The sequence below is a fragment of the Streptomyces sp. NPDC058678 genome (assembly GCF_042714835.1).
Taxonomy (GTDB): Bacteria; Actinomycetota; Actinomycetes; order Streptomycetales; family Streptomycetaceae; genus Streptomyces.
This window is the reverse complement of the sequence record NZ_JBHXSG010000017.1, coordinates 20,767-45,294: the sequence shown is the minus strand read 5'-3', so window position 1 is coordinate 45,294 and position 24,528 is coordinate 20,767. Positions and strand designations below refer to the sequence as shown.

Sequence of the window (24,528 nt, the reverse complement as noted above, 5' to 3'; positions counted from 1 at the left end):
CATGGGCTTCGAGGATCTGATTCCGGCTCCCGGCCGGGGCTGGTGGGTGCCGCCGACCCAGGGGGCGTTTCCGCTGGACGCGGAGACCGTGCTGCACGCGGAGCCCGGCACGGAGCGGGTCGCGCACTGGCTGCGCGGCACGCTGGGCGCCGCCACCGGCCTGCCGTTCGCCGAGGGCCGGGGCGACAACGGCATCGTGCTGCGCGTGGATGCGCGGATGGCGCCGGAGGCGTACCGCCTCGTCGTCGACGGATACGCGATCCGCATCGACGGCGGAAGCGCGGCCGGCGTCTTCTGGGGTGCGCAGACCTTCCGCCAGCTGATGGGCCCGGACGCCTACCGGCGGGCACCGATCGAGGCGGCACGCCGGGAGTGGCTCGTGCCGGCGGTCGTGATCGAGGACGCCCCCCGTTTCCGTTGGCGCGGCCTCATGCTCGACGTGGCCCGGCACTTCATGCCCAAGGACGGTGTCCTGCGCTACCTCGATCTGATGGCGGCGCACAAACTCAACGTCTTCCACTTCCACTTGACGGACGACCAGGGATGGCGCGTCGAGATCAAGCGGTACCCGAAGCTGACCGGGACCGGATCCTGGCGGGCGCGCACGAAATTCGGTCACCGGGCCTCACCGCTGTGGGAGGAGAAGCCGCACGGTGGCTACTACACCCAGGACGACATCCGGGAGATCGTCGCCTACGCCGCCGAGCGGCATATCTCCGTCGTCCCCGAAATCGACGTACCCGGCCACTCGCAGGCCGCCATCGCCGCATACCCGGAACTCGGCAACACCGACGTCATCGACACGACCTCCCTCACGGTCTGGGACAGCTGGGGCATCTCCGAGAACGTACTCGCCCCCACTGACAACACCCTGCGCTTCTACGAGGGGGTGTTCGAGGAACTCCTCGATCTCTTCCCGTCCGAGTTCGTCCACGTCGGCGGCGACGAATGCCTCAAGGACCAGTGGCGGCGCTCGCCCGTCGCACAGGCCCGTATCGAGGAACTAGGCCTCGCGGACGAGGACGAGTTGCAGTCCTGGTTCATCGGGCACTTCGACAAGTGGCTCTCCGCGCGCGGGCGCCGGCTCATCGGCTGGGACGAGATCCTCGAGGGCGGGCTGGCCGAAGGGGCGGCGGTCTCGTCCTGGCGGGGCTACGAGGGCGGCATCGCGGCGGCCCGCGCGGGCCACGACGTCGTCATGTGCCCCGAACAGCAGGTGTACCTGGACCACCGGCAGGACGCGGGTGCGGACGAGCCGGTCCCCATCGGCTACGTCCGCACCCTGGAGGACGTCTATCGGTTCGAGCCCGTTCCACCGGAGTTGACGCCCGAGGAGGCCGGGCACGTGCTCGGCGCGCAGGCCAACGTGTGGACCGAGGTGATGGAGGACCACGCCCGCGTGGACTATCAGACGTTCCCCCGCCTCGCGGCCTTCGCCGAGGTCGCCTGGAGCGCCCTGCCCGCCCCGGCGGAACGGGACTTCGCCGACTTCGAGCGTCGGATGGCCGTCCACTACCGGCGCCTCGACGCCCTGGGAGTCGCCTACCGGCCGCCGACGGGGCCCCTGCCGTGGCAGCGGCGGCCCGGAGTGCTCGGCCGCCCTGTCGACGGGCCGCCCCCGAACAGGTAAGGGGGAAAACCCGCAAGAGTCACCGAAGAGTGTCAATCCGTGCGCACCGGTGATGCCGTGCGAAAACGGACCATCTCCCTGGTGAGGTGGGCGAATGCCTCCTAGCGGACCCCCGCGTTCGGGTCCTGCGAAGATGTGCCAGAGTTGCCACGTCCGCCCTGTCAGCACGTACCGTACGGCAACACAGGTGGGACCAGGTGGGGCAGCGGGAAGGGGCAGCCGGTTTTGACCACGCACGCACCGCAGGCGGCGCAGGCCGTGACGCTGCCCACGACGCTGGACGAGGCCGTGGCGGCCCTGGCCGCCATGCCCGCCGCCGTGCCCGTGGCGGGCGGCACCGATCTGATGGCCGCCGTCAACTCCGGGCAGCTCAGGCCCGCCGCACTGGTGGGACTCGGCCGGATCAGCGAGATCCGTGGCTGGCAGTACCAGGACGGCCACGCCCTGCTCGGCGCCGGCCTCACGCACGCACGCATGGGCCGCCCCGACTTCGCCGCCCTCATCCCGGCGCTCGCGGCCTCCGCGCGCGCCGCCGGCCCACCGCAGATCCGCAACGCGGGCACCCTGGGCGGCAACATCGCCTCGGCGTCCCCCACCGGGGACGCGCTTCCGGTGCTGGCCGCCCTGGAGGCGACGCTGATCATCGCGGGCCAGGGTGGAGCCCGCCGGGAGATCCCGGTGTCGCACCTGCTGGCGGGCATGGAGATGCTGCGCGCCGGTGAGCTCATCGGCTTCGTGCGCGTGCCCCTGCTGCACGCCCCCCAGGTCTTCCTGAAGGCGACCGGCCGCACCGGCCCGGGCCGGGCCCTCGCGTCCGTCGCCCTGGTCCTCGACCCCGCCCGGCGCGGCGTCAGGTGCGCGGTGGGCGCCATAGCGCCGATGCCGCTCAGGCCCCTGGACGCCGAGCAGTGGGTTGCCCGGCTGATCGACTGGGACAACAACCGCGCGATCGTCCCGGAGGCGCTCAGCGCCTTCGGCGAGTACGTCGCCGCGGCCTGCATCCCCGAACCGGGCCCGGCCGAGGACGGCTCCGCACAACAGCTTCCGCCCGCCGTCCAGCACCTGCGGCGCACCGTCGCCACGCTGGCTCGACGAGCACTGGGGAGGGCACTGTCGTGACCGACGACCAGCACGGAGAGGGCATGCCCCGGGGCGCGGGCCGCTGGGACCCGCTGCCCCAGGGCGACTACGACGACAGCGCCACCGCCTTCGTGAAACTCCCCGAAGGCGGCGTCGACGCCCTCCTGGCCTCCGCCGACCCGCTCGCCGCGCCCGGTCACGGCTACGTGCCGCCGCAGATAACGGTCACGCCGGCCACCACCGCGGGCACCGACCCGGCGTCGACGGGCTCGTGGGCGATGCCCGCCGAGGGTGTCCGGTGGCCGGACCCGAACGCCGTGTCCCAGGACGCCGGGAACGACCGGTTCACCTACGAGCAGGGCGCCACGGGGCAGTGGAACTTCGACGAGACGGCAGCTCCGGCGCCGGGTCACGACGTGACCGGGCAGTGGTCGATTCCCGTCGCCGGCGGGGATATCCCGGACGAATCGGGCGAGTTCACCACGTCGTCCCTGGTCGAGCAGTGGGGTGGAACACCGCCGGCCACCCTGCCGGGCGGCGCGTCCGCGCCCTGGGCGACGGAGGCCGCGGGTCAGCCCTGGGACCAGCAGCCGCCCGCGGCGGCCGAACCGCCGGCGGAGGCGGGGCACGCGCACGAGCAGCCCGCCGCGTACCCCTTGCCGCCCGCCGCGCACGCCCCCCACGAAGGCGGCCGCGCGCCGGACGCGCACGCGTCGGAGGGGTTCGCGCCGGACGCGCCCGCCCCCGCCGAGCCCGGACCGGCCGGACACGACCACGAGCGGCCCCGCTCGCACGCGCCCGAGCCGCCCGCGGAGCCGCCGTACGCCGAGCCGCTCGCCGAACTCGCCCCAGCCGCCTCACAGACCGCTCACGAGGGCGGCGAGGCGTCGGCCGCCGAGGCGCCCGAGGAGGCCCAGGGGGCCGCTGAGGTCGTTGAGGGGGCCGCGGAGCCGCCCGCCGAGGCGGACGCCGGCGAGGAGTCCGCCGTGGCCGCGGAGACTCCTGACGACGAGATCACGCGCCCGCCCTCCGGCGAGGAACACCCCCTCGCCTCCTACGTCCTGCGCGTCAACGGCGTGGACCGCCCCGTCACCGACGCGTGGATCGGCGAGTCCCTGCTCTACGTGCTGCGCGAGCGGCTCGGTCTCGCGGGAGCCAAGGACGGCTGCTCGCAGGGCGAGTGCGGGGCCTGCAACGTCCAGGTCGACGGACGGCTCGTCGCCTCCTGCCTGGTGCCCGCCGTCACCGCGGCCGGCAGCGAGGTCCGTACGGTCGAGGGCCTGGCCGTCGACGGACAGCCCTCGGACGTGCAGCGGGCGCTCGCCAGGTGCGGCGCGGTGCAGTGCGGTTTCTGCGTGCCGGGCATGGCGATGACCCTGCACGACCTCCTGGAGGGCAACCCGGCGCCGAACGAGATGGAGACCCGCCAGGCGCTGTGCGGCAACCTGTGCCGGTGCTCCGGCTACCGGGGTGTCGTGGAAGCCGTCAAGGAGGTCGTCGCGGAACGCGAGTCGCATTCCGCCGCGGACGCTGAGACGGACGCGGGCGAAGCACGTATTCCGCACCAGGCGGGTCCGGGAGCCGGCGGCGTCAACCCGTCGGCGTTCGAACCGGCCGAACGGCATGACCATTCGTACGGCAACGGACAGGGACAGGACGGAGGCCAGGCGTGAGCAACGAAGCCGCCACCGCGACCACCGCCGCGGAGGCAGCCCCCGCCCCCGAGCCGATCCCGCACGGCCTCGGAGCCGCACTGCGCGCCGCCGACGCCCGTGCGAAGACCGAGGGCACCTTCCCCTACGCGGCCGACCTGTGGGCCGAGGGCCTGCTGTGGGCGGCCGTACTGCGTTCACCGCACCCGCACGCGCGCATCGTGTCCATCGACACCACCCACGCGCGCGAGATGCCCGGCGTACGAGCCGTGGTCACCCACGAGGACGTGCCCGGCAGCCCGGTCCACGGCCGCGGCAAGGCCGACCGCCCGGTGTTCGCCTCCGAGGTCGTACGCCACCACGGCGAGCCCATCGCCGCCGTCGCCGCCGACCACCCCGACACCGCGCGCATGGCGGCGGCCGCCGTCATCGTCGAGTACGAGGTCCTCGACCCGGTCACCGACCCCGAGCGGGCCTTCGAGGCCGAGCCCCTGCACCCCGACGGCAACCTGATCCGGCACATCCCGCTGCGCCACGGCGACCCGGACGCGGTCGGCGACATCGTCGTGGAGGGCCTGTACCGCATCGGCCGCCAGGACCCCGCCCCGATCGGCGCCGAGGCCGGCCTCGCCGTGCCGCGCCCGGACGGCGGCGTCGAGCTGTACGTGGCCTCCACGGACCCGCACACGGACCGCGACACGGCCGCCGCCTGCTACGGCCTGGAGCCGGAGCGCGTGAAGGTCGTCGTCACCGGCGTGCCCGGTGCCACCGCCGACCGCGAGGACCAGGGCTTCCAACTGCCGCTCGGCCTCCTGGCGTTGACGACCGGCTGCCCGGTGAAACTCACCGCGACGCGCGAGGAGTCCTTCCTCGGGCACACCCACCGGCACCCCACCCTGCTGAGATACCGGCACCACGCCGATGCCGAGGGCAGACTGGTGAAGGTCGAGGCGCAGATCCTCCTGGACGCGGGCGCCTACGCGGACACCTCGTCGGAGGCGCTGGCCGCCGCGGTCTCGTTCGCCTGCGGGCCGTACGTCGTCCCGAACGCCTTCATCGAGGGCTGGGCCGTTCGCACCAACAACCCGCCCTCCGGCCACGTACGCGGTGAGGGCGCCATGCAGGTGTGCGCCGCCTACGAGGCGCAGATGGACAAGCTCGCGAAGAAGCTGGGCGTGGACCCGGCGGAGCTGCGCCTGCAGAACGCGATGGCCACGGGAGACGTCCTTCCGACGGGCCAGACGGTCACCTGCCCGGCGCCGGTCGCCGAACTGCTGCAGGCCGTACGGGACTTCCCCCTGCCCACGCTCCCCAAGGACACCCCCGAGGACGAGTGGCTGCTGCCCGGCGGCTTCGAGGGCGCGGGCGAACCGGGCGCCGTGCGCCGCGGCGTCGGCTACGGCCTGGGCATGGTGCACATGCTGGGCGCGGAGGGCGCGGACGAGGTCTCCACGGCCACGGTCCGGGTCCAGGACGGCGTGGCGACGGTGTTGTGCGCGGCGGTCGAGACGGGGCAGGGCTTCACCACCCTGGCCCGGCAGATCGTCCAGGAGACCCTCGGTATCGACGAGGTCCATGTCGCCCCGGTCGACACCGACCAGCCGCCGGCCGGTCCGGGCTGCCGCGGCCGCCACACCTGGGTGTCGGGCGGCGCGGTGGAGCGGGCGGCGAAGATGGTCCGCACCCAGCTTCTGCAGCCCCTGGCGCACAAGTTCGGCATGTCCACCGAGCTGCTCCAGATCACCGACGGCAAGATCACGTCGTACGACGGCGTCCTGTCGACCACCGTCACCGAGGCGATGGACGGCAAGGAACTGTGGGCGACCGCCCAGTGCCGCCCGCATCCCACCGAGCCGCTGGACGAGGCGGGACAGGGCGATGCCTTCGTGGGCCTCGCGTTCTGCGCGATCCGCGCGGTGGTGGACGTCGACATCGAACTCGGCTCGGTACGCGTGGTGGAACTGGCGCTCGCCCAGGACGTCGGCCGGATCCTGAACCCGACCCAGCTGGTGGCCCGGATCGAGGGGGGCGTCACGCAGGGCGTGGGCATCGCCCTCACGGAGAACCTGCGCAGCGCGCGCGGGCTGATCCGCCACCCCGACCTCACCGGGTACGCCCTGCCGACGGCTTTGGACGCGCCGGAGATCCGGATCGTGAAGCTGGTCGAGGAACGTGACGTGGTCGCCCCCTTCGGGGCGAAGGCGGTCAGCGCGGTGCCGGTGGTGACGTCCCCCGCCGCGATCGCCTCCGCGGTCCGCGCCGCGACGGGCCGCCCGGTCAACCGACTCCCCATCCGGCCGCAGGCCGCGGTGGTGACGGCACAGTGAGCACACCGCGGCCGGGGGCCGGCGAGCAGCCGCGCTACGAACCGACGCCGAGTGTGGGCAAGCTGGCGATGTGGGTCCTGCTCTTCGTGCTCGCGGCGATCGTCGTGGTGCTGGGCGGCGTCTACCTCGTGTGATGCGCGGGGTCGTACTGATCACCGGGGTGATGGCGGCCGGGAAGTCGACGGTCGCGCAGGCACTGGCGGAGAGACTGCCGAGGGCGGCCCATGTCCGGGGTGATGCGTTCCGGCGGATGATCGTGTCCGGGCGTGCGGAGTACGAGCCCGGCGTCGGCGGCGAGGGTGAGGCCCAACTCCGGCTGCGGTACCGGCTGTCGGCGGCGACCGCGGACGCGTACGCGGAAGCCGGGTTCACGGCTGTGGTGCAGGACGTGGTGCTGGGCGCGGACCTTGCGGCGTATGTCCGGCTGGTGCGCACCCGTCCGTTGCACGTGATCGTCCTGGCGCCGAGCCCGGGGGCCGTCGCGGCCCGGGAGGCGGGCCGGGCGAAGACGGGTTACGGGGCCTGGACGGTCGGGGAGCTGGACGGGGTGCTGCGGGCGGAGACGCCGCGCATCGGCCTGTGGGTGGACTCCTCGGGGCTGACGGTGGGGGAGACCGTGGCGGAGATCCTGACCGGATGGGAACGGGCGAGGGTGGTCTGACGTCTCCTGAGTCGGGGGGTGTTCGGTCCGGGGGCGTTGTCAGTGGCGGCGCGTAGTGTTCTGAGCAGTGGGGGACGGCTGGGACGGCCACCGGAATCGGTCGGCTGTGCGTGCCCTGCGCGGGGACTGTTGAGAGATGCACATGCGGGGGAACACATGAGCACGACCGACGCCGGCCCGGCGACGATCACGCTGACCGAGGCCGAGCTGGATCCGTACGTCACACACGCGTCGACGCGCCGCTGGCTGACGGGGCCCGGACTGCCGGGTGACAGCGCCCTGTTCACCTTCGCGGAACTGCGCCGGGAGGGGCTGCGGACGGTGGGGGACTCGACCGGCGACATGGACCGTCCGGCGTCGGACCTGTGCGACCAGCTGGTGATAGGCGGGCTGTTGGGCCCCGGTGGCCTGGAGACGGAGTCGGTCCTGCTGGACGGCGTGACCGGTGAGATCTCCACGACGCACTTCCTCCACGACCGCCCCGGCCTGATGGGCCGTCGCCCGCTCGCGCCCTCGCTGGAGCGGCTGGTGAGGTTCGCGACGGCGACGGACGAACTGGCCGCGCTGCGGGGACAGTTCGCGTCGTACGCCGGTCGCTTCGGGCCGAAGACCGTGGCGGAGGCGTCGCGTCAGCTGCTGGCCGTGTTCAAGGAGGGGACGGGCGGCGAGGTGCCGCCGTTCTGGAAACTGGCCGCCCTGATCCGGCCCCTGTCCCTGGTCGCGGGACCGGGCACACTGTCCGGGCTCGCCCTGGATCTCCCGGCCCGCCTCCTCGACCAGGAGTTCGGCCGCGGCAAGGTCGCCCGCTTCGAGGACGTCGACTTCCCCGCGACCCTCACCCACGAACCGACCCGCCGCTTCCTGCGCGAGACGGGCCTGCCCGAGGACGCCTTCCTCTTCCACCTCGACACGGACATGCCGCTGGCGACACTGGCCGAGCACTACGCCGAGGACCCCTCCGTGGAACTCCCGGACAGGGCCGCCCACTTGATACGCCTGGGCGACCTCGTCGAGGACAACAGCCTCGTGATCGACGGCGAGACGGGCGCGGTCCTGAACTGGAGCGAGCCCGAGGCGACGCTCCACCCTCTCAACACGGACATCTCCACCCTGGGCTTCACCCTCTGGCTGCTCCACCGCGAGCGAGCCATCGACGAGGACCCCTCCCACGGCCTGACCGCGGAGACCCGCGACCAACTGGCCGCGACGATGATCCAGGTCCTGTCGACCGTCGACCCGACGGGTACGACGACGCAGCCGGGCCGGCACTACTGGACGGAGCGGTTCCGGGGCGAGGCGGGCGGGGCGCTGTGACCGACTTCGCGCCCCGCGCGATACCGCGCCAGAGGCCGTAGCGGGATTCGAACCCACGTAACTCGCTTTGCAGGCGAGCCCCTCAACCACTCGGGCATACGGCCGTGTCGGTGGAGCGTGGTGCTCCGTTCCGGACTTGTGAGACGACCGTACGGCGGGGTGGGGAGGGGTCTCAAGGGAATCGCGGGCGCTGCAACGGGACTGCCACACGCCGTTCATGAAAGAGCGGTGCGTGGCGGTGGTCGTACGACCAAGGTCTCGGGTCCGGCCCTTCTCCCGACAGGGGTCAAACGCCTCTGTGGCCCTTACGCTGGCGACCATGACCGTTTTGGAGCCACGTGACAACGACGTCGTGGACAGCCCTGACCTGCCCTCCGTCGACGAGACGGTGCTGAGTCGGCCCTACCGGGCGCTCAGTGTCGGGATCGTCTCCGTCGTGCTGCTCATCGCCTTCGAGGCGACCGCGGTCGGTACGGCGATGCCCGTTGCCGCACGGGAGCTGGACGGGGTGTCGTTGTACGCGTTCGCGTTCTCCGGGTACTTCACGACCTCTCTGTTCGGGATGGTGCTCTCCGGGCAGTGGTCCGACCGGAGAGGGCCGGTCGGTCCGTTGACCGCCGGCATCGGGGCCTTCGCCGCGGGGCTGCTGCTGTCCGGGACGGCGGGGGTGATGTGGCTGTTCATCCTCGGCCGGGCGGTGCAGGGGCTCGGCGGCGGGCTGGTGATCGTCGCGTTGTACGTCGTGGTGGGGCGGGCCTATCCCGAGCGGTTGCGACCCGCGATCATGGCGGCGTTCGCGGCCAGCTGGGTGGTGCCGTCGATCGTGGGCCCGCTCGCCTCGGGGGCGGTGACCGAGCATCTGGGGTGGCGGTGGGTGTTCGTCGGGGTTCCGGTCCTGGTGGTGTTTCCGTTGGCGCTCGCGCTGCCGCAGATACGGCGGCGGGCCTCCGGGGCGGTGGAGAGGGGCGCGGGGAGCGGTTCGGTCGATCGGCGTCGCATTCGGCTCGCCCTCGGGATCTCGTTCGGCGCCGGACTGCTCCAGTACGCGGCCCAGGATCTGCGGCCCCTCTCCCTCCTCCCTGCTGCCGCCGGCGTCGCGCTGCTCGTGCCGGCCGTTCTCGGGCTGTTTCCGCGCGGCACGTACCGGGCGGCGCGCGGGCTGCCCTCCGTCGTGCTGTTGCGGGGCGTCGCGGCGGGGTCCTTCATCGCCGCCGAGTCGTTCGTGCCGCTGATGCTGGTCACGCAGCGCGGCTTGTCGCCGACGATGGCCGGGTTCTCGCTCGCGGCGGGCGGGGGGACCTGGGCGTTGGGGTCGTGGGTGCAGTCGCGGCAGCGGTTGGAGCCGTACCGGGAGTGTCTGATGACGGCGGGGATGGTGCTGGTCGCTGCCGCGATCGCCGCCGCGCCGAGCGTGCTGATCCCGGCTGTGCCCGCCTGGACCGTCGCCGTGGCCTGGGCTTTCGGCTGCTTCGGGATGGGGCTGGTGATCTCCTCCACCAGCGTGCTCCTGCTCCACCTCTCCGCCCCCGAGGAGGCCGGCACCAACTCCGCAGCCCTCCAGATGTCCGACGGCCTGTCCAACGTGATCCTGCTGGCGATCGGCGGCGCGGCGTTCGCGGCCCTGGGGGGAGGGACGGTGAGCCACGCGGCCACGGAGGCGTCCGGGTCCCACCCGGCGGCCTTCGCCGCGGTGTTCCTGCCGATGGCGGGGGTGGCGTTGGTGGGGGCCTGGGTGACCACGCGGGTGCGGGAGCGCTGAGCCGTAATGCGCTCGCCGGTTCCCGGGCGCACTCCTATCCTGGCCGGCATGCACGAGTTCCCCCTCCCCCTCCCGCCCGACGTACGGCAGGACCTCGACGACCTCGCGGACGCCACCGGGCGCCTCCCCGAGGACATCGCGCGGGAGGCCGTACGGCGATATCTGGACGACGAGGCCCGGCGCGTGCGCGCCGCCGGGGAGCGGCTCGCCTCGGCGCACGCCGATCTGCTGAAGAGGCTCGGCGAATGACGCGGCACCTCACCGTCGCGGAGGTCACCGCACTCGCCGAGGTCGCGTTCGGCGGGCGGACGCCCGAGGCCAGGGAGTCCGGGCTGCTCGCCTCCGCCGTGCACCGGCCACGCGCCCGCATGTTCGGTACGGCGGCGTACGACGACCTGTACGAGCAGGCCGCCGCCCTCCTCCACGCGATCACCACCAACCATCCCCTCGTCGACGGCAACAAGCGCACCGCCTGGCTCGCCGCCGCGACCTTCCTCGCGGTCAACGGAGTCGATCTCGAGGACTGCGACCAGGCCACCGCGTACGACCTGGTCATCGATGTCGCCTCCGGGGACGAGAGCGAGGTCTCCGTGATCGCGGGGCGGCTGCGACTGCTGTGACGTGGGTCCCACCCATGGGCCACCCGGGCTTGTCCGCGCGTTGACACCACCGGGCCGCCGGTAGGGTGGCCCGGTTGTCATACGCAGCCGAGCCGTCCGACCGGATTTTCGCCGAGCCGCCCGACCCACAAAACGGAGACCGTGACTACCACCGCCGCCTCCTCCCACCACCTTTCCCCCGCCTTCCCCGGCCGCGCCCCCTGGGGCACCGCCGGCAAGCTGCGCGCCTGGCAGCAGGGTGCGATGGAGAGATACGTCCAGGAGCAGCCGCGTGACTTCCTGGCCGTCGCGACGCCCGGCGCCGGTAAGACGACGTTCGCGCTGACGCTGGCGTCCTGGCTGCTGCACCACCACGTCGTGCAGCAGATAACCGTGGTCGCGCCGACCGAGCACCTGAAGAAGCAGTGGGCCGAGGCGGCCGCCCGGATCGGGATCAAGCTGGACCCGGAGTACAGCGCGGGCCCGCTCGGCAAGGACTACCAGGGTGTCGCGGTCACGTACGCCGGTGTCGGCGTGCGGCCCATGCTGCACCGCAACCGGGTCGAGCAGCGCAAGACCCTCGTCATCCTCGACGAGATCCACCACGCCGGTGACTCCAAGTCGTGGGGCGAGGCGTGTCTGGAGGCCTTCGAACCGGCGACGCGGCGGCTCGCGCTCACCGGTACGCCCTTCCGGTCGGACACCAATCCCATTCCCTTCGTGGCGTACGAGGAGGGGAACGACGGGATTCGGCGGTCCGCGGCGGACTACACGTACGGGTACGGCTCGGCTCTGTCCGACGGGGTCGTGCGGCCCGTCATCTTCCTGTCCTACAGCGGCAACATGCGGTGGCGCACCAAGGCCGGTGACGAGATCGCCGCCCGGCTCGGCGAGCCCATGACCAAGGATGCGATCAGCCAGGCATGGCGTACGGCCCTGGATCCGCGCGGCGAGTGGATGCCCAGCGTGCTGCGGGCCGCCGACCAGCGGCTGACCGAGGTCAGGAAGGCCATCCCGGACGCCGGTGCCCTCGTCATCGCCTCCGACCAGGACTCCGCCCGGGCCTACGCCAAGCTGATCCGGGAGATCACGGGCGACAAGGCGACGCTCGTGCTGTCCGACGACGCCGGGGCGTCCAGCAGGATCGACGAGTTCAGCAGCAGCAACGACCGGTGGATGGTCGCGGTACGGATGGTGTCCGAGGGCGTCGACGTCCCGCGCCTCGCCGTCGGTGTGTACGCCACCACCATCTCGACCCCCCTCTTCTTCGCGCAGGCCGTCGGGCGTTTCGTGCGGTCCCGTCGGCGCGGCGAGACCGCCTCCGTCTTCCTCCCGACCGTCCCCGACCTCCTCACCTTCGCCAACGAGATGGAGGTGGAGCGGGACCACGCCCTCGACAAGCCCAAGAAGGAGGGCGAGGAGGACCCGTACGCCGAGTCCGAGAAGGAGATGGAGGAGGCGAACAAGGAGCAGGACGAGGACACCGGCGAGCAGGAACAGTTCGCCTTCGAGGCGTTGGAGTCCGAGGCCGTCTTCGACCGCGTCCTCTACGACGGCGCCGAGTTCGGCATGCAGGCCCACCCGGGAAGCGCCGAGGAGCAGGACTACCTCGGGATTCCGGGACTGCTGGAGCCCGACCAGGTGCAGCTCCTCCTCCAGAAGCGGCAGGCCCGGCAGATCGCGCACAGCCGCAAGAAGCCGGACGAGGAGGCCGACCTGCTGGAGCTGCCCGCGGAGCGGCGTCCGGTGGTCTCGCACAAGGAGATGATGGAGCTGCGCAAGCAGCTCAACACGATGGTCGGCGCGTACGTCCATCAGAGCGGCAAGCCTCATGGAGTGATCCACACCGAGCTGCGGCGGGTGTGCGGCGGGCCGCCCAGCGCCGAGGCCACGGCCGGGCAGCTGCGGCAGCGGATCGCCAAGGTGCAGGAGTGGGCCACGCGGATGCGGTGAGGCCGGACGTGCTGCCTCCTCGGCACGTCGGCGTGCTCACCTCGGGCCGGCCGTTGCCGCTCGCCTCGGGCAGATCGGACGCACTCGCTCGGTGCGGGCGTGAGCTGCGGCGTGTGCGCTCTGTGCGGGTGTGGTGCACGCCGGGTGTTGCGCGCCGGACGTATGCGGGCAAAAGGAAGCAGTCCCCATCGACCGGTGCCCGGATTCTGGACGTAGCCTTCCGCTCAGCGAACCGCCTTCGCTACTGTCCGGCTACGCACACGCCCCGTGGCAGCGCCGCCGCGGAGCGCAGCCGTGAAGCGACGCGGTCCGGCAACTGGCCGGGCCGCCGGCCGATCGGCGGCCTCTGAAGCGCGTCGCCGACGGGACTCGGTGACGCATCTGACCAGCCAGGGGGCTGCCGACCTCACCACTTGGAGGAGTGGGCGTCGTGACCGCGGAGACCTCTCAGACGCTCGACCGGGGACTGCGGGTCCTCAAGCTGCTGGCCGATACGGACCACGGGCTGACCGTCACCGAGCTATCCAACAAACTGGGCGTGAACCGGACCGTTGTGTACCGGTTGCTCGCCACGCTGGAGCAGCACGCGCTCGTACGGCGTGACCTGGGCGGTCGCGCCCGGGTCGGGCTCGGCGTGCTGCGGCTGGGCCGCCAGGTGCATCCGCTGGTACGTGAGGCGGCGCTGCCGGCCTTGCGATCGCTGGCGGAGGACATAGGAGCGACCGCGCATCTCACGCTGGTGGACGGGGCGGAGGCGTTGGCCGTCGCCGTGGTCGAGCCGACGTGGACGGACTACCACGTGGCGTACCGGGCCGGGTTCCGGCATCCGCTGGACCGGGGGGCTGCCGGGCGGGCGATCCTCGCCGCGCGGCAGCAGGCCGTGGACGACGCCGGATACACCTTGACCCACGGGGAGTTGGAGGCGGGAGCCAGTGGGGCTGCCGCGCCTTTGATCGGGGTCACGGGGGTGGAGGGCAGCGTCGGAGTGGTGATGCTGGCCGACGCGGTGCCGGAACGGGTGGGGCCGCGGGTGGTGGATGCGGCGCGGGAGGTTGCGGAGGCTTTGCGCTGACGTGCGGTGACGTGCGGGTGCGGGTGCGGGTGCGGGTGCTGGTGCTGGCGGTGGGTGGGTTCGCTCGCCGGCGCTTGCGGGGTGCCGCTGCGCCCACCCGTGCCGCCCCAGCGGCACGACTGCCCGCAGCTACGCAGGCGGCTGCCTGCGCTCACCTGTGCCGTCCCGGCGGTACGAGTGCCCACAGCTACGCGGGCGGCTGCCTGCGCTCACCTGTGCCGTCCCGGCGGTACGAGTGCCCGCAGCTACGCGGGCGCCGGGTCGGGGGAGCTGACCGGCCCCGGGCCGGAAATGGCCGTCGCGTTAGATTGACTCCGTGCTCTCTCGCCTCACGCGCCCCCGGGCCGTCGCCGTCTGCGCCCTGCCCGTCGTGGCCCTGCTCGCCACGGCGGCCTTCGCGCCGCTGCCGTTCTCGCTGACGCAGCCCGGGATGACGGCGAACGTCCTCGGTGAGAACGAGGGCACCCCGGTGATCACGATCTCCGGCGCCCCGATCCGCGACACGTCCGGTCAGCTCCGCATGACGACCATCGAGGCGACCAATCCGGACACCGACGTCTCCCTCGGTGACGTGCTCGACGCCTGGTTCGCCACGGACCGGGCCGTCATGCCGCGCGACGCGGTCTATCCGAGCGGCCAGAGCGTCAAGGAGATCGAGCAGCACAACACCGAGCAGATGAAGGAGTCCCAGGACGCCGCGACCGAGGCCGCCCTGAACTACCTGGATCTGGCCGACAGGGACATCAAGGTCACCCTGAGGCTCGCCGACGTCGGCGGCCCCAGCGCCGGTCTGCTGTTCAGCCTCGGCGTCATCGACAAGCTGGACGGCGACGGCGGCGGGGGCGACCTCACGGGCGGCCGCACCATCGCGGGTACGGGCACGATCGACGCGAACGGCGAGGTCGGCGCGGTCGGGGGAGTGGCCCTGAAGACGCAGGCCGCGCGACGGGACGGGGCGACGGTGTTCCTGGTGCCGAAGGACGAGTGCTCGGACGCGAAGTCCGAACTGCCCAAGGGCCTCCGCCTGATCCCCGTGACCACCCTGAAGGGCGCGGTGAACGCGCTGACGGCACTGGAGAGCGGGAAGGGCTCCGTACCGAGCTGCTGATCGGGGGGCGTACCCGCTTACCCCTCCTTGACGAGGGCGTACCCGCTCACCCCTCCTTGACGAACCCCTCCTTCGTCAGCCAGTCCAACGCCACCTGGTGGGGGTCCTCCCCGCCGACGTCCACCTTCGCGTTCAGCTCCTGGGCCACGGCGTTGTCCAGCTTCTTCGTGATCGGGTCGAGGACCTCGGCGATGGCGGGCCACTTCTTCAGGGACTTCGTGTTGATCTCGGGGGCCGCGTTGTAGTTGGGGAAGAACCTCTTGTCGTCCCGCATCACCGCGAGGTTCATGGACCTGATGCGGCCGTCGGTGGTGAAGACCTCGCCGTAGACGCAACCGCCCTCGGCGGCCTGGGTGTAGATGATCCCGGTGTCCATCTGCGTGATGTTCCCGGCGGGGACGTTCATTCCGTACGCCTTGCGCATGCCCGGCAGCCCGTCCGCGCGGTTGGCGAACTCGCTCTCCACGCACAGGGTCACCGCGCCGGGGTCCTTCTTGGACAGGGCGGCCACGTCCGAGAGGGTCCTCGTGCCGTACTTCCTGTGGTTGGCCTGGTTCATCGCGAGGGCGTAGGTGTTGTTGAGGGACGCCGGGGTCAGCCAGGTCAGGCCGTTCTCCAGGTCGGCGTCGCGGACCGCTCGCCACTGCTCCTGCGGGTCGGTGACGGGGTCGCTGTTGCCGAGGTACGTGATCCAGGCGGTGCCCGTGTACTCGTACATACCGTCCGCGTCACCGGCCTTGACCGCCTCCCGGGCGCCGATGGAACCCTGGATGCCGGTGCGGTCGAGCACCTCCGCGCCGGCCGCCTCGAAGGCGATGCCCATGATCGCGCCGAGGATGAGCTGCTCGGTGAACTCCTTCGACGTCACGGTGAGATCGGCGCCCTCGAGCGGCAGTCCCTGGCCGATCGAGCCCGGCCGCACGTCGTCGACCATCGGGGAACCGCTGGTCAGGCCGCAGGCACTCGCCGACACCAGTATCCCGGCCAGCAGCAGACAGGTACGGCCTCTCATGTCCCCACCTCCAACCCGCGCGGCCGCAGGAGCAGTTCGGCCAGCGACGCCAGCCAGTCGACCAGCAGGGCGAGGGCGACGGTGAGGATCGAACCCAGGACCAGCACCGGCATCCGCTGGTTGGTGATGCCGGTGGTGATCAGGACGCCCAGGCCGCCGCCTCCGCCGAAGGTCGCCAGGGTCGCCGTACCGACGTTGAGGACCAGGGCCGTGCGGACGCCCGCGAGGATCAGCGGGACGGCGAGCGGCAGCTCCACCTTCGCGAGCACCCCCGTGGGGGACATGCCGATGCCGCGGGCCGCCTCCAGCAGTGTCGGGTCGTTCGCCTTCAGTCCGGCGATCGTGTTCGACAGCACCGGGAGCAGGGCGTAGACGGTGATGCCGATCAGGGCGGCCTTCTGGCCCGTGCCGAGCCAGATGACCAGCAGGGCGAGCAGGCCGATCGCCGGGGTCGCCTGGCCCATGTTGGCGAACGCCATCGCCACCGGGGCCGCCTTCCGGAACGTCCTGCGGGTCAGGAGGATCCCCAGCGGGATAGCGATGATCAGCACGAAGAACGTCGAGATCGCCGTGAGTTCGATCTGCTGCCACAGCGCCTTCGACACCTGGCCGCCCGACAGCGCGTTCTCGGAGATCGGGTCGAGGTCCGCCTGCCGGAACCACAGCCAGGTCGCCAGCAGCACGGCGACGAGGACGGCGGGCAGGAACGTCAGCTTCTGCCAGGTGACGCGGGGCTTCAGGGGGCCGGGCGCCGGCGGAGGGGCTTCGGCTTCGACCTCTTCCCGGCCGTCTTCGTCCAGCTCGGGGGTGGTCACGCCTTGGCCCCCCCTCCGGCGCCCTCCTGCTCGGCGTGGGTCTGGGCGGCCCGCAGCTCCTCCAGGGCGTGCCGGTGTTCCATCGCCTCCAGCCGGTCCGCCTCCAGCAGGTCGTGCACGGAGTTCATCAGCGTCTCCACGTCGACCACGCCCGTGTACTCGCCGCGCCGCCCGGTGACCGCGACCCGCCCCGAGCTGTCGGTGAGCACCGCCTCCAGCGCGTCCCGCAGGGTGGCGTCCCTGGTCACCGTGTCGCTCACCAGCGTCCCGGCCCGGGCCAGCGAGCCCTTGGCACGCATCAGGTCGCCGCGCCTGAGCCACTTGTAGGGCCGGCCCCGCTTGTCGAGCAGCAGGATCTCGCTCGTGACGCTGGAGCGGAGTCTGCCGAAGATCTCCTGGAGCGGGTCGTCGACGGCCACCGTCGGGTAGTCGGTGATCTCCACGTTCCGTACGCGGGTGAGGTTGAGCCGCTTGAGGGCCGCCCCCGCGCCCACGAACCCGGAGACGAAGTCGTCCGCCGGGTTGGTCAGGATCGCTTCCGGGGTGTCGAACTGGGCGATGTGCGAGCGTTCGCGCAACACGGCGATTCGGTCACCGATCTTGATCGCCTCGTCGAAGTCGTGCGTGACGAAGACGATCGTCTTGTGCAGTTCGTGCTGGAGCCGGATCAGCTCGTCCTGGAGGTGGTCGCGGGTGATCGGGTCGACCGCGCCGAACGGTTCGTCCATCAGCAGCACGGGCGGATCGGCGGCGAGCGCCCGCGCCACGCCCACGCGTTGCTGCTGACCGCCGGAGAGCTGTCGGGGGTAGCGGCCGTGGAACTCGCCGGGGTCGAGTCCGACCAGGTCGAGCATCTCCTCGACCCGGTTCCGGATCCGTGCCTTCGGCCAGCCGATCATCCTCGGTACGAGCGCGATGTTCTGGGCGACGGTCATGTGCGGGAAGAGGCCGGAGGCCTGGATCGCGTACCCGACCTTCCGGCGCAGCTTCACCGGGTCCATGTCGGTGACGTCCTCGCCGTTGATGCGGATCCGGCCGCCGGTCGGCTCGATCAATCTGTTGATCATCTTGAGGGTCGTGGACTTGCCGCATCCCGACGGGCCGACGAAGACGACGATCTCGCCCGCCTTGATCTCCATGTTGACGTTGTCGACGGCAGGGCTGGGGTTGCCGGGATACCGCTTGGTGAGGTTCTCCAGCTCGATGGTGGCGCCGGTCGTCGCCCCGCTCGTGGATGTCTCAGACACGGATCCCCCTGGAAATGGTCAGCCGTCCGACCAGGACGTACGCGGCGTCGAAGAGCAGGGCCAGGATGATGATCCCCAGCGTGCCCGCGAGCACCTGGTTGAGCGCGTTCTTGCTGCCGAGGGAACCGAGACCACGGAAGATCACGTTGCCGAGGCCGGGTCCGGAGGCGTAGGCGGCGATCGCCGCGATGCCCATCAGCATCTGCGTCGAGACCCGGATCCCGGTCAGGATCGGGGGCCAGGCCAGCGGCAGCTCGACCCGCACCAGCCGCATCGGCCGGGACATGCCGATGCCCTTCGCCGCGTCCACCAGCGAGGGGTCGACCCCGCGCAGGCCGACGATCGAGTTGCGCACGATCGGCAGCAGCCCGTACAGCGTCAGGGCGATCACCGTGGGCGGAACGCCCAGGCCGACGATCGGGATCAGCAGACCGATCATCGCGAGCGACGGGACGGTCAGAATGCCCGAGGTGGTGGTCGTCGCGAGGGCGCCCGCCCACTCGCTCCGGTAGGTGACGACGCCGATCAGGACCCCGAGGAGCGTCGCCACGACCATGCACTGGAAGACGGCGCTCGCGTGCTGGTAGGCGTCCGTGAGCAGCTGCTGGTGCCGGTTGCCGAGGTACTCCCAGAAGTTCACCAGCGCTCACCTCAGGTCGCCGTCATGATCGCTCCCGGTCCTCCGCCGCCTGCTCCACCAGCGGGATGATCCGCAGCGGAACGGGGTTCTCCATGACGATCGCGGTGGAGGCCCGGACGATCCCATCAAAACCGACAACCCGGTCGATGACCCGCTGAAGATCGGCGTTGGAGCGGGCCACCAGTCGGCACAGCATGTCCCCGCTGCCGGTGGTGGTGTGCAACTCCAGTACCTCCGGCACGGTCGCCAAGTGTGCTCGTACATCGGCCCCTTGTCCCTGCCGGATCTGCAGGGTGGCGAAGGCGGTGACCGGGTAGCCGAGCGCCGCCGGGTCCACCTGCGGACCGAACCCGCGGATGACGCCATTCGACTGAAGGCGGTCGAGGCGCGCCTGCACGGTCCCGCGCGCCACCCCGAGCCGCCGGGACATCTCCAGCACCCCGATCCGCGGTTCCCGCGCCAGCAGCACGATGATCCGTCCGTCGAGCCCGTCGATCCCGTCGGTCGTCGCCACGGCAGCCTCCCGGCGCTGGTCATCCTGTACACAAGGCCCGCAGCAACGGGCAACGTACTGAGCACATTGCCCAGCACATTCGCAAACTATTGCGCACCTTGCCTCGGCGAGCGACGCTTCCGGCATGACGCAGACCACACACCACACTCCCGACACCGCCCGGCAGGCCGACCCCTTCCCGGTCAAGGGAATGGACGCGGTCGTCTTCGCCGTGGGCAACGCCAAGCAGGCGGCGCACTACTACTCCACCGCCTTCGGCATGCGGCTGGTCGCGTACTCCGGACCGGAGAACGGCAGCCGCGAGACCGCTTCGTACGTGCTCGAGAACGGCTCCGCCCGCTTCGTCCTCACCTCCGTCATCAAACCCGCCACCCCCTGGGGCCACTTCCTCGCCCAGCACGTGGCCGAGCACGGCGACGGCGTGGTCGACCTCGCCATCGAGGTCCCGGACGCGCGCGCCGCGTTCACCTACGCGATCGAGCACGGCGCCCGCCCGATCACCGAGCCGTACCAGCTGAAGGACGAGCACGGCACGGTCGTCCTCGCCGCGATCGCCACCTACGGCGAGACCCGCCACACGCTCGTCGAGCGGACCGGCTACGACGGCCCCTACCTGCCCGGATACGTCACGGCCGCCCCCATCGTCGAACCGCCCGCCCAGCGCACCTTCCAGGCGATCGACCACTGCGTCGGCAACGTCGAGCTCGGCCGGATGAACGAATGGGTCGGCTTCTACAACAAGGTCATGGGCTTCACGAACATGAAGGAGTTCGTGGGCGACGACATCGCGACCGAGTACAGCGCCCTGATGTCGAAGGTCGTCGCCGACGGCACCCTCAAGGTCAAGTTCCCGATCAACGAGCCCGCGATCGCCAAGAAGAAGTCCCAGATCGACGAGTACCTGGAGTTCTACGGCGGGGCCGGCGTCCAGCACATCGCGCTCAACACGAACGACATCGTCGCGACGGTACGGACGATGCGCGCGGCCGGGGTGCAGTTCCTCGACACCCCCGACTCGTACTACGACACCCTCGGCGAGTGGGCCGGTGACACCCGCGTCCCCGTCGAGACCCTGCGCGAGCTGAAGATCCTGGCGGACCGTGACGAGGACGGCTATCTTCTGCAGATCTTCACCAAGCCGGTCCAGGACCGGCCGACCGTATTCTTCGAACTGATCGAACGACACGGCTCGATGGGCTTCGGCAAGGGCAACTTCAAGGCGCTCTTCGAGGCGATCGAACGTGAGCAGGCGAAGCGGGGCAACCTCTAGGGACGGACCTGGACCCCGCCGGTATCAGGGGGGACCGTGGACGAACGCATCGACCTGGCCGCGCCGGCCGTCCGCTGGCTGTGGAAGAAGGGATCGTTACGCGAGTCCACGGTCCTGCAGTCCTTCGCCTTCGACGAAGTGCACAAGCGGCTGTACGTCCTCCAGGTCAGACGGGGCGGCGCCGCGGCCGGCAACCTGTGCCTGAACAAGCTCGACTACGACGGCAACCGCCTCGGCCACATGTACCTGCACGGATTCGGACACGGCGTGAGCATGGGCGTGCAACACGCCACCGACGGCACCGTCTGGATCTGGACCGAGGCCGAATCCCACGGCGGCTACGGCCGCGGCGTCACCCGCTTCCGCTTCGTCGACGGGGCCGTGCGCACCGGCGAGGACGTCAAGATACGCAAGCCGATACCCGGTTCCACCAGCAACCAGCCCTCGGTCTGCACGGTCTCGAACCGCATCGCCGTGCGCCACCGCATGGGCGGCAAGCCCCGCTACCGCGTCTGGGACCTCGACGCCTTCGCCGCCCGCGACTACTCCGAACCGATCGCCGACATCGCCCAGCCCGGCGCGCACCCCGACCCCGCGATCGCGTTCCAGGGGTGGGCCCTGCACGGCGACCACGTCTACCAACTCGCCGGCACGGCCTACGACGACGCCACCAACCCGCCCGCCGAACGCGGCAACGCGTACCTGTCCTGCGTCGACGTCCGCACCGGCAAGCTGGTCCAGCGACAGCGCACGGGAGCCGGCCACTCCCTCGACTACCGGGAGCCGGAGGGCCTCGCGATCCGGCCGACCCCCGAGCCGCGGCTGTGCCTGGGACTCGCCTCGGGCGAGGCCGGCGCCCGCAAGTTCTCGATCTACTACAAGCCCCTGACCTGACGGCTCACTCGGCCTTCGCGTCCATCACCGGCAGCTCATCCGCCGATGGCTCACCCAGCTCCGCCAACGCCGCCCGGGCCGCCCGCGCCCGCACCGGCGAGAAGTACGGATTGATCCGCAGCGCCTCCTCCAGATGCCGCCGCGCGGGCCCCTCACGCTTCAACTCCCGCTCGATCATGCCCCGGTGGTAGGCGTACAGCGCACTGCGTACGCCGCCCCCCTTCGCCTTGTCCGTCGCCGTCACGGCGAACTGCAGCGCCTCCTCGTCCTCCCCGGCCCGGTGCAAAGCCCACCCCAGCGCGTCGGCCACCGCGATCCCCGGCTGGCGGGCCCACTCGGCCCGCAACCGCCGTACCGCCGCCCGGGGATCGCCGTGGTCCGCCTCGAACTGCCCGAGCACCAGCTCCTCGTCGGCCCCGCCGGCGGCCGCGCTGCGCACCCGCGCCCGCAGCAGGTCGTACTGCACGCGCGCGGCCTGCCCCAGCCCCAGCGACTCGTACAACTCGCCGAGCTCCAGGGCGTACTGAGGGCACGGCTGCGTGGCGAGGGCCGCCCGGTACGCGTTCAGCGCCTCCGTCGGCCGGCCCAGTGCCGCCAGCGCCCGCCCCTGCCCGGCCTGCGCGGCCCGCTGGTCGGGGTCCATGCGCACCGCCTCCTGGAAGTGCCGCAGCGCGACCTCGCGGTCGCCGCGCTCCCAGGCCAGCTGCCCGGACCGCTCCAGGTACGCCGCCTGCTCGGCCGGCGCCCGAGCCCCCGCCGCCGCGTCCGCGAGCTGGGCAGCGGCGTCCTCACGCCAGCCCCGGTCGCGGTAGACGGCCGCGGCCCGCGCCATCACGGCCGGCCCGGACTGCAGCTCCAGCAGCCGCTCGAGGGCGGCATGGGCGGCTTTGTAGTCGCCGAGGCCGGTGTGGGCGTCGATCAGCAGCGGATACGTCGTCCACCGCCCGGGCGCCAGCTTCCGTGCGGCCTCCGCCCAGGTCCGCGCCGCCCGGAAGTCCCGGCGCGCGTTCGCGAGGGCCGCGAGACCGCCGAGGGCCTCGAGGTTCCCCCTCGCGGCGACCTTGAGCGAGGTCCGCAGCGCCTGCTCGGCCCTCGGGTAGTACCCGGGGTCCGCGGTCCGCCGCCCCTGCTCCACATAAGCCGACCCGAGCACCGCCCACGACCGCGCGTCCCGGGGATGCGCCCGCAGACGGGTCTCGCGCTCGTCGATCAGCTCCGCCAGGTCGGGCAGCGCGGCCGGCACCCCGGCCGAGACCGCCGTCAGCGCCTGTGCGCCCGGGGCCGGCGCGGGAGCCCGCGTCGCCGTCCGCTCCCCGGGCAGCAGCATCAGCACCGCGCCGAGCACGGCACACCCGGCGACCGAGGCGATCAGCACCCGCCGGTCGAGCCACGAGCGCCGTACAGCCGCTTCCTCCGGGGCCCCCTCGGGAGCCTCCTGCTGGTTCTCCATGGCGCTCACTGTGCGTCAATACGACGACCACACCCCGCGATGCGGCGGCTGCCGTGCACGGGGTTCACACCGATGGCCCCCGGTGCGAAGCTGTGATCATGAGCCGTATCGAAGCGCCGCGTGACGAAGCGACCGGCAACCTCGTCGACCGTCTGCTGAGCGGTCTGCCCGCCGAGACGGTCCTCACCGACCCGGACGTCACGGCCTCCTACGCCAACGACATGGCCAGCTTCTGCCCCTCCGGCGCCCCGGCGGTGGTCGTGCTGCCGCGCACGGTCGAACAGGTCCAGCACGTCATGCGCACCGCCACCGAGCTGCGCGTCCCGGTGGTCCCGCAGGGCGCCCGCACGGGCCTGTCGGGCGCGGCCAACGCCTCGGACGGCTGCATCGTGCTGTCCCTGACCAAGATGGACCGGATCCTGGAGATCAACCCGGTCGACCGCGTCGCCGTCGTCGAACCGGGGGTCGTCAACGCCACGCTCTCCCGCGCGGTGGGTGAACACGGCCTCTCCTACCCGCCGGACCCCTCCAGCTGGGAGATGTGCACGATCGGCGGCAACATCGGCACCGCCTCCGGCGGGCTGTGCTGCGTGAAGTACGGGGTGACGGCGGAGTACGTCCTCGGGCTCGACGTCGTCCTCGCCGACGGGCGCCTGATGTCCACCGGCCGCCGCACGGCGAAGGGCGTCGCCGGGTACGACCTGACCCGCCTCTTCGTCGGCTCCGAGGGCTCCCTCGGCATCGTCGTACGGGCGATCCTGGCGCTGCGGCCGCAGCCGCCCGAGCAGCTGGTGCTGGCGGCCGAGTTCGCGTCCGGGGCCGCCGCCTGCGACGCCGTGTGCCGGATCATGGCGGGCGGCCACGTGCCGTCCCTCCTCGAACTGATGGACCGTACGACGGTCAAGGCCGTCAACGAGCTCGCGAACATGGGGCTCCCGGAGAGCACCGAAGCCCTGTTGCTGGCCGCCTTCGACACGGCCGACCCGGCCGCCGACCTCGCCGCCCTCGGCGCGCTGTGCGAGGCCGCGGGTGCCACCCAGGTCGTCCCGGCCGACGACGCGGCCGAGTCCGAACTGCTCCTCCAGGCTCGGCGGTTGTCCCTCACCGCGCTGGAGGCGGTCAAGGGCACCACGATGATCGACGACGTGTGCGTGCCCCGGTCGCGGCTCGGCGAGATGCTGGAGGGGACCGAGCGGATCGCCGAGAAGTACCAGCTCACCATCGGCGTCGTCGCCCACGCCGGCGACGGCAACACCCACCCGACCGTCTGCTTCGACGCCCAGGACCCCGACGAGTCCCGGCGGGCCCGCGAGTCCTTCGACGAGATCATGGCCCTCGGCCTGGAACTCGGCGGCACGATCACCGGGGAGCACGGCGTGGGCGTCCTGAAGAAGGAGTGGCTGGCCCGCGAGATCGGCCCGGTGGGCGTGGAGATGCAGCGGGCGATCAAGGCGGCGTTCGACCCGCTGGGCATCCTGAACCCGGGCAAGCTGTTCTGAACCTCGTTCCCTCGGCCAGCCCCTCGGCCAGC

22 protein-coding genes and 1 tRNA gene are annotated in these 24,528 nt (G+C 71.8%); 16 read left to right on the top strand and 7 right to left on the bottom strand.

Annotated features, from left to right (window positions below; genetic code table 11):
- Position 1 precedes the first annotated feature (1 nt).
- The 7 genes from ACFWWR_RS17785 (at position 2) to ACFWWR_RS17755 (ending at position 8,664) form a co-directional block, all read left to right on the top strand.
- Complete coding sequence (locus ACFWWR_RS17785) at positions 2 to 1,630, top strand: beta-N-acetylhexosaminidase (RefSeq protein ID WP_384304124.1); 1,629 nt, start codon at positions 2 to 4, stop codon at positions 1,628 to 1,630.
- 225 nt (positions 1,631 to 1,855) lie between these two features.
- Positions 1,856 to 2,749, top strand: coding sequence for an FAD binding domain-containing protein (locus ACFWWR_RS17780; protein WP_383859490.1), 894 nt, complete (start codon positions 1,856 to 1,858; stop codon positions 2,747 to 2,749).
- Positions 2,746 to 4,383: a (2Fe-2S)-binding protein gene (locus ACFWWR_RS17775; protein ID WP_384304121.1), complete on the top strand. Its 1,638-nt coding sequence runs from the start codon at positions 2,746 to 2,748 to the stop codon at positions 4,381 to 4,383. The genes ACFWWR_RS17780 and ACFWWR_RS17775 overlap by 4 nt, the downstream gene beginning before the upstream one ends.
- Entirely contained in the window at positions 4,380 to 6,689 is a 2,310-nt protein-coding gene (locus ACFWWR_RS17770) for a xanthine dehydrogenase family protein molybdopterin-binding subunit (RefSeq protein ID WP_384304118.1), read from the top strand. Before ACFWWR_RS17775 ends, ACFWWR_RS17770 begins: the two co-directional genes overlap by 4 nt.
- Positions 6,686 to 6,823: a hypothetical protein gene (locus tag ACFWWR_RS17765; protein ID WP_383859482.1), complete on the top strand. Its 138-nt coding sequence runs from the start codon at positions 6,686 to 6,688 to the stop codon at positions 6,821 to 6,823. The genes ACFWWR_RS17770 and ACFWWR_RS17765 overlap by 4 nt, the downstream gene beginning before the upstream one ends.
- On the top strand, positions 6,823 to 7,350 hold the full coding sequence (locus ACFWWR_RS17760; protein ID WP_383859480.1) for an AAA family ATPase: 528 nt from the start codon (positions 6,823 to 6,825) through the stop codon (positions 7,348 to 7,350). Before ACFWWR_RS17765 ends, ACFWWR_RS17760 begins: the two co-directional genes overlap by 1 nt.
- Positions 7,351 to 7,506: 156 nt before the next feature.
- Positions 7,507 to 8,664, top strand: coding sequence for an SUKH-4 family immunity protein (locus ACFWWR_RS17755; RefSeq protein ID WP_384304116.1), 1,158 nt, complete (start codon positions 7,507 to 7,509; stop codon positions 8,662 to 8,664).
- Between the two features lie 32 nt (positions 8,665 to 8,696).
- Here ACFWWR_RS17755 and ACFWWR_RS17750 read toward each other — a convergent pair.
- Positions 8,697 to 8,768: transfer RNA gene (locus ACFWWR_RS17750), tRNA-Cys, on the bottom strand.
- A gap of 215 nt (positions 8,769 to 8,983) precedes the next feature.
- Between ACFWWR_RS17750 and ACFWWR_RS17745 the strand changes: the two genes are divergently transcribed.
- The 6 genes from ACFWWR_RS17745 (at position 8,984) to ACFWWR_RS17720 (ending at position 15,155) form a co-directional block, all read left to right on the top strand.
- Complete coding sequence (locus ACFWWR_RS17745; protein ID WP_383859475.1) at positions 8,984 to 10,423, top strand: MFS transporter; 1,440 nt, start codon at positions 8,984 to 8,986, stop codon at positions 10,421 to 10,423.
- 48 nt (positions 10,424 to 10,471) lie between these two features.
- Positions 10,472 to 10,672 (top strand): hypothetical protein, encoded by a 201-nt coding sequence (locus ACFWWR_RS17740; protein WP_383859472.1) that lies wholly within the window; start codon positions 10,472 to 10,474, stop codon positions 10,670 to 10,672.
- On the top strand, positions 10,669 to 11,043 hold the full coding sequence (locus tag ACFWWR_RS17735) for a type II toxin-antitoxin system death-on-curing family toxin (protein WP_383859469.1): 375 nt from the start codon (positions 10,669 to 10,671) through the stop codon (positions 11,041 to 11,043). Before ACFWWR_RS17740 ends, ACFWWR_RS17735 begins: the two co-directional genes overlap by 4 nt.
- A gap of 141 nt (positions 11,044 to 11,184) precedes the next feature.
- Complete coding sequence (locus tag ACFWWR_RS17730) at positions 11,185 to 12,975, top strand: DEAD/DEAH box helicase (RefSeq protein ID WP_383859466.1); 1,791 nt, start codon at positions 11,185 to 11,187, stop codon at positions 12,973 to 12,975.
- A 430-nt stretch (positions 12,976 to 13,405) separates the two neighbouring features.
- Entirely contained in the window at positions 13,406 to 14,047 is a 642-nt protein-coding gene (locus ACFWWR_RS17725) for an IclR family transcriptional regulator (protein ID WP_266438901.1), read from the top strand.
- A 316-nt stretch (positions 14,048 to 14,363) separates the two neighbouring features.
- Positions 14,364 to 15,155: a S16 family serine protease gene (locus ACFWWR_RS17720; protein ID WP_383859463.1), complete on the top strand. Its 792-nt coding sequence runs from the start codon at positions 14,364 to 14,366 to the stop codon at positions 15,153 to 15,155.
- Positions 15,156 to 15,201: 46 nt separating this feature from the next.
- Here the strand turns inward: ACFWWR_RS17720 and ACFWWR_RS17715 are convergent, their stop codons facing one another.
- From ACFWWR_RS17715 to ACFWWR_RS17695, 5 genes are read right to left on the bottom strand one after another with little or no spacing between them, the layout of a single operon-like run.
- On the bottom strand, positions 15,202 to 16,167 hold the full coding sequence (locus ACFWWR_RS17715) for a glycine betaine ABC transporter substrate-binding protein (protein ID WP_383859460.1): 966 nt from the start codon (positions 16,165 to 16,167) through the stop codon (positions 15,202 to 15,204).
- Positions 16,164 to 16,982: an ABC transporter permease gene (locus tag ACFWWR_RS17710; RefSeq protein ID WP_383859458.1), complete on the bottom strand. Its 819-nt coding sequence runs from the start codon at positions 16,980 to 16,982 to the stop codon at positions 16,164 to 16,166. Before ACFWWR_RS17710 ends, ACFWWR_RS17715 begins: the two co-directional genes overlap by 4 nt.
- A complete protein-coding gene (locus tag ACFWWR_RS17705) occupies positions 16,979 to 18,229 on the bottom strand; it encodes an ABC transporter ATP-binding protein (protein WP_384304113.1) in 1,251 nt (416 codons plus the stop codon). Before ACFWWR_RS17705 ends, ACFWWR_RS17710 begins: the two co-directional genes overlap by 4 nt.
- Entirely contained in the window at positions 18,222 to 18,869 is a 648-nt protein-coding gene (locus ACFWWR_RS17700; RefSeq protein WP_383859452.1) for an ABC transporter permease, read from the bottom strand. The genes ACFWWR_RS17705 and ACFWWR_RS17700 overlap by 8 nt, the downstream gene beginning before the upstream one ends.
- A gap of 22 nt (positions 18,870 to 18,891) precedes the next feature.
- Positions 18,892 to 19,383 carry an Lrp/AsnC family transcriptional regulator gene (locus tag ACFWWR_RS17695; RefSeq protein WP_383859449.1) on the bottom strand — a complete coding sequence of 164 codons (492 nt, stop codon included), beginning with the start codon at positions 19,381 to 19,383 and terminating at the stop codon, positions 18,892 to 18,894.
- A 124-nt stretch (positions 19,384 to 19,507) separates the two neighbouring features.
- Between ACFWWR_RS17695 and hppD the strand changes: the two genes are divergently transcribed.
- Together hppD and ACFWWR_RS17685 are read left to right on the top strand one after the other, a co-directional pair.
- On the top strand, positions 19,508 to 20,653 hold the full coding sequence (gene hppD / locus ACFWWR_RS17690) for a 4-hydroxyphenylpyruvate dioxygenase (RefSeq protein WP_383859446.1): 1,146 nt from the start codon (positions 19,508 to 19,510) through the stop codon (positions 20,651 to 20,653).
- A 36-nt stretch (positions 20,654 to 20,689) separates the two neighbouring features.
- A complete protein-coding gene (locus tag ACFWWR_RS17685; RefSeq protein ID WP_383859443.1) occupies positions 20,690 to 21,547 on the top strand; it encodes a Teichoic acid biosynthesis protein C (Precursor) in 858 nt (285 codons plus the stop codon).
- A gap of 4 nt (positions 21,548 to 21,551) precedes the next feature.
- On the opposite strand, the gene ACFWWR_RS17680 is transcribed toward ACFWWR_RS17685, so the two are convergent.
- Complete coding sequence (locus ACFWWR_RS17680; RefSeq protein WP_383859441.1) at positions 21,552 to 22,997, bottom strand: tetratricopeptide repeat protein; 1,446 nt, start codon at positions 22,995 to 22,997, stop codon at positions 21,552 to 21,554.
- A gap of 92 nt (positions 22,998 to 23,089) precedes the next feature.
- Between ACFWWR_RS17680 and ACFWWR_RS17675 the strand changes: the two genes are divergently transcribed.
- Positions 23,090 to 24,496, top strand: a complete 1,407-nt coding sequence (locus ACFWWR_RS17675) for an FAD-binding oxidoreductase (protein ID WP_383859438.1) — start codon at positions 23,090 to 23,092, stop codon at positions 24,494 to 24,496.
- Positions 24,497 to 24,528: the final 32 nt, after the last annotated feature.